At 69.6% G+C, this 4,088-nt stretch carries 5 protein-coding genes; all 5 read left to right on the plus strand.

From position 1 onward, the window contains the following. The first annotated feature begins 194 nt into the window (after window positions 1-194). The 5 genes from rlmH to AC6EI8_RS24910 all read left to right on the plus strand — a co-directional run bounded on the left by rlmH (window position 195) and on the right by AC6EI8_RS24910 (window position 3,797). Window positions 195-665 (plus strand): 23S rRNA (pseudouridine(1915)-N(3))-methyltransferase RlmH, encoded by a 471-nt coding sequence (gene rlmH, locus AC6EI8_RS24890; RefSeq protein ID WP_149317924.1) that lies wholly within the window; start codon window positions 195-197, stop codon window positions 663-665. 70 nt (window positions 666-735) lie between these two features. Further along, on the plus strand, window positions 736-1,341 hold the full coding sequence (locus tag AC6EI8_RS24895; RefSeq protein WP_498383176.1) for a Maf family protein: 606 nt from the start codon (window positions 736-738) through the stop codon (window positions 1,339-1,341). Between the two features lie 169 nt (window positions 1,342-1,510). After that, entirely contained in the window at window positions 1,511-2,974 is a 1,464-nt protein-coding gene (gene rng / locus AC6EI8_RS24900) for a ribonuclease G (RefSeq protein WP_149317922.1), read from the plus strand. Window positions 2,975-3,135: 161 nt separating this feature from the next. Beyond that, window positions 3,136-3,279: a hypothetical protein gene (locus AC6EI8_RS24905; RefSeq protein WP_498383178.1), complete on the plus strand. Its 144-nt coding sequence runs from the start codon at window positions 3,136-3,138 to the stop codon at window positions 3,277-3,279. A 47-nt stretch (window positions 3,280-3,326) separates the two neighbouring features. Next, complete coding sequence (locus AC6EI8_RS24910) at window positions 3,327-3,797, plus strand: hypothetical protein (protein ID WP_498383177.1); 471 nt, start codon at window positions 3,327-3,329, stop codon at window positions 3,795-3,797. The last annotated feature ends 291 nt before the right edge of the window (window positions 3,798-4,088 follow it).

A 4,088-nucleotide genomic window follows, 5' to 3' on the forward strand; every position in this document is an offset into this window, starting at 1 on the left:
CAAGACCGCCACCAAGACTGCTACGAAGACCGCTGCCAAGACGGCGGCCAGGACGGGAACCGGCACCGGCACCGGCACCCGTACCGCGGCCAGGACCACCGCCACGCGCAGCACCGCCGCCAAGACCGCGGCACCGCGCAAGCGCGCCACCCGCTCGGCCTGAGCCGGGCCCCATCCCGCAGCAGCGCGTCGCCGTGCAGTTGCTGATCGTCGCGGTCGGGCACAGGATGCCGGCCTGGATCGAAGCGGGCTTCGCCGAGTATGCCAAGCGCATGCCGCCGGAGCTGCGCATCGTGCTGCGCGAGATCAAGCCCGAGGCGCGCACCGCCAGCAATAACGCCGCGACCGTGATGCAGCGCGAGGCCGCGCGCATCGAGGCCGCGCTGCCGCGCCAGTGCCGCATCGTCGCGCTGGACGAACGCGGCCGCGACCTGACCACGATGCAGCTGGCCGAGCAGCTGACCGGCTGGCAGCGCGAAGGCGGCGACGTCGCCTTCCTGATCGGCGGCGCCGACGGGCTCGACCCCGCGCTGAAGGCGCGCGCGCAGACGCTGCTGCGGCTCTCGAGCCTGACGCTGCCGCACGGCATGGTGCGCGTGCTGCTGGCCGAGCAGCTGTACCGCGCCTGGACCGTCACGCAGAACCACCCTTACCATCGGGTCTGATCCCTGCTCGCCCGGTCCCGACCGTCGTCCCACCCTTGTCCCTGAGCGCGCCCGCCGCGCCCGTGCCACCGTGCTCCACGACGTCCTCTACCTCGCCTCCCAAAGCCCGCGCCGCCGCGAACTGCTGACCCAGCTCGGCGTGTCCTACCAGCTGCTGCTGCCCGACGACGACGAAGACGCCGAGGCGCTCGAAGCGGTGCTGCCCGGCGAGACGCCGGACGACTACGTGCAGCGCGTCTGCGCGCTGAAGGCCGAGGCCGCGCTGCGCCGCCGTGAACGGCGCGCGCTGCCCGACGCGCCGATCCTGACCTCCGACACCACGGTCTGCCTGGACGGCCGCATCCTCGGCAAGCCCGAGCATGCCGACGACGCCGCGGCGATGCTGGCGGCGCTGTCCGGCACCACGCATCGGGTACTGACCGCGGTGACCGTGGTCTCGACCCTCGGCGCGCACCATGCGCTGTCGATCTCCGAGGTCAGCTTTCGCGCGATGCGCGAGGACGAGATCGCGCGCTACGTGGCCAGCGGCGAACCGCTCGGCAAGGCCGGCGCGTATGGCATCCAGGGCCGCGCCGCCGAGTTCGTGCAGCGGATCGCGGGAAGCTATTCGGGTATCATGGGCCTGCCCCTGTTCGAGACGGCAGCGCTGTTGCGACAGGCCGGCCTGCGCTTCTGAGGCGCGGCGCCGGAACGCCGCAACGCCACGACGCCACAACGCCGGGCAAGCCGAACATGGCGCCGGTCCCCCGCCGACCGCGCCGCCCGGCATCCAGGGGACCAACCTGCTCCGCCGCGACGGACAACCGTCGACGGAGCCAGCCAGCCGGCGACGGATCGCACAAAACATGACCGAAGACATCCTCGTCAATATCACCCCGCAGGAAACACGCGTGGCCATCGTGCAGCAGGCCGCGGTGCAGGAGCTTCATGTCGAGCGCACGCTGACGCGCGGACTGGTCGGCAATATCTATCTGGGCAAGGTGGTGCGCGTGCTGCCCGGCATGCAATCGGCCTTCATCGACATCGGGCTCGAGCGGGCCGCGTTCCTGCACGTCGCCGATATCTGGCACCGGCGCGAGCCGGACCGCAACGGCAGCACGCAGCTGGCGATCGAAAAGACGCTGTTCGAGGGCCAGGCGCTGATGGTGCAGGTGATCAAGGACCCGATCGGCACCAAGGGCGCGCGGCTGTCGACCCAGGTCAGCATCGCCGGCCGCACGCTGGTCTATCTGCCGCAGGACCCCCATATCGGCATCTCGCAGCGGATCGAGGGCGAAGTCGATCGCGAGGCGCTGCGCGCGCGCGTGCAGGGGCTGGTGCCGGAGGAAGAGCGCGGCGGCTTCATCGTCCGGACCATCGCCGAGGAGGCGACCGACGAGGAGCTGGGCAACGACATCGCCTACCTGCGCAAGATCTGGGGCGCGATCCGGCTCAATGCGACCACGCTGCCGGCGCCGAGCCTGCTGTACCAGGACCTGAGCCTGGCCCAGCGCGTGCTGCGCGATTTCGTCAATGACGCCACCGGCGTGATCCAGGTCGATTCGCGCGAGAACTACCAGAAGCTGGTCGAGTTCGCGCAGGAATACACGCCGGCGGTGCTGCCGCGGCTGTCGCACTACACCGGCGAGCGGCCGATCTTCGACCTGTTCAATATCGACGCGGAAATCGAGCGTGCGCTGTCGCGGCGCGTCGACCTGAAGTCGGGCGGGTATCTGATGATCGACCAGACCGAGGCGATGACGACGATCGATGTCAACACCGGCGGCTATGTCGGCGCGCGCAATTTCGACGACACGATCTTCAAGACCAACCTGGAGGCGGCGCACACGATCGCGCGCCAGCTGCGCCTGCGCAATCTCGGCGGCATCATCATCATCGACTTCATCGACATGGAGAACGCCGAGCACCGCGACGCGGTGCTGTCGGAACTGAAGCGCGCGCTGTCGCGCGACCGCACCCGCATCACCGTCAACGGCTTCTCGCAGCTGGGCCTGGTCGAGATGACGCGCAAGCGCACGCGCGAATCGCTGGCGCACGTGCTGTGCGAGCAGTGCCCCGTCTGCCAGGGCAAGGGCCAGGTCAAGACGCCGCGCACGGTGTGCTACGAAATCCTGCGCGAGATCATGCGCGAGTCGCGCCAGTTCAATCCGCGCGAGTTCCGCATCCTGGCCTCGCAGGAAGTGATCGACCTCTTCCTCGAGGAGGAAAGCCAGCATATGGCGATGCTCGGCGACTTCATCGGCAAGCCGATTTCGCTGCAGGTCGAATCGACCTTCCACCAGGAGCAGTACGACATCATCCTGATGTAGGCGTCGATGTCGGCGTCGATGTCGGCGCGGCCCGCCCGCGTTCCGCCCGGAACGCGCCCTCAGGGTCAGACCGCATGCCATCCCCGCACCAATCTTCTATAACGATTAGGAGGATGGCGCGCGCCTGGCGCGGCGGCGGGAGCGGACGATGACACGCTGGAATGACGCAATGGCCCAAGGGCCGTCGGCGCGGCGGATCGCGCCATGGGCAGGCCCGCTGCTTGCCGGACTACCGGCAGGAATACGGGCAGGAATACCGGCGCGACTGGCGGCGGGACTGGCGGCAGGAATACCGGCGCGACTGACGGCGAGGCTACCGCTGGCACTACCGGCGGCACTGCTCGCGGGACTGCTGGCCTTGCCGGGCTGCACGCCCGTGCAGGAACTGGCCAAACGCGCGCCCTCGTTGCCGCCGGCCGCGCCCGAACGGCAGGTCACGCCCGCCCCTCCTCCACCGATTCCCTCGCGCGTGATCGAGCTCGCCGGCTATTGCAGCCGCACCGAGGACGACGGCTTTCGGGAAGAGGCGCGCGTGCGCGTCGCCGCGAACGAGGTCCAGGCGTTGAACTGGAAGCTGTGGGTGCCCCGGCGACGCGGCTCCTGCGCCTTCGATCTGAGCGAATTCAGGCAGGTCCAGAAGGCCCCGCATATCGAACTGGTGGCGCGCGACGACAGCGGCTGCAAGCTGATGGTGTGGCAGGACCCGCGGCGCGTCACGCTGGCCCATGCCAATTGCCAGAAGCGCTGCACGCCGGGAATCTACGAAGAAGCGTGGCCGGTGATGTTCGACCCGGCCAGCGGCATGTGCGCGCAGGTCAAGTAGGCCGGCCACACAACACGCCGCACGCTACACGCTGCTCGCCGCAAGCCCCAGGCCATCGGTCACAAGCCACAAGCCACAAGCCACACACCGGACGACACCGGACGACACCGGACGGCGCGCGGCGCGCCACGCGCCATACAATTGCGGCGCCGGCCGGCGCGCCGCCACGCCCGCGCCTGGCATTTCAGCCGCGCTTGACCCAGACCACCAGGCCGCCCGCGATGCCGAGCGTGCGCCGGTCCGGACGATAGTCCATGGTGCCGGGGAACTGCTGCGCGTCGCGCTGGCCGA

The organism is Cupriavidus sp. R6-3 (genome assembly GCF_059772245.1).

Excerpts from the sequence above, each read along its gene's own strand:
- AC6EI8_RS24905 (WP_498383178.1), top strand. The coding sequence starts at position 3,136 with ATGACGCAATGGCCCAAGGGCCGTCGGCGCGGCGGATCGCGCCATGGG.
- rng (WP_149317922.1), top strand. The coding sequence starts at position 1,511 with ATGACCGAAGACATCCTCGTCAATATCACCCCGCAGGAAACACGCGTG.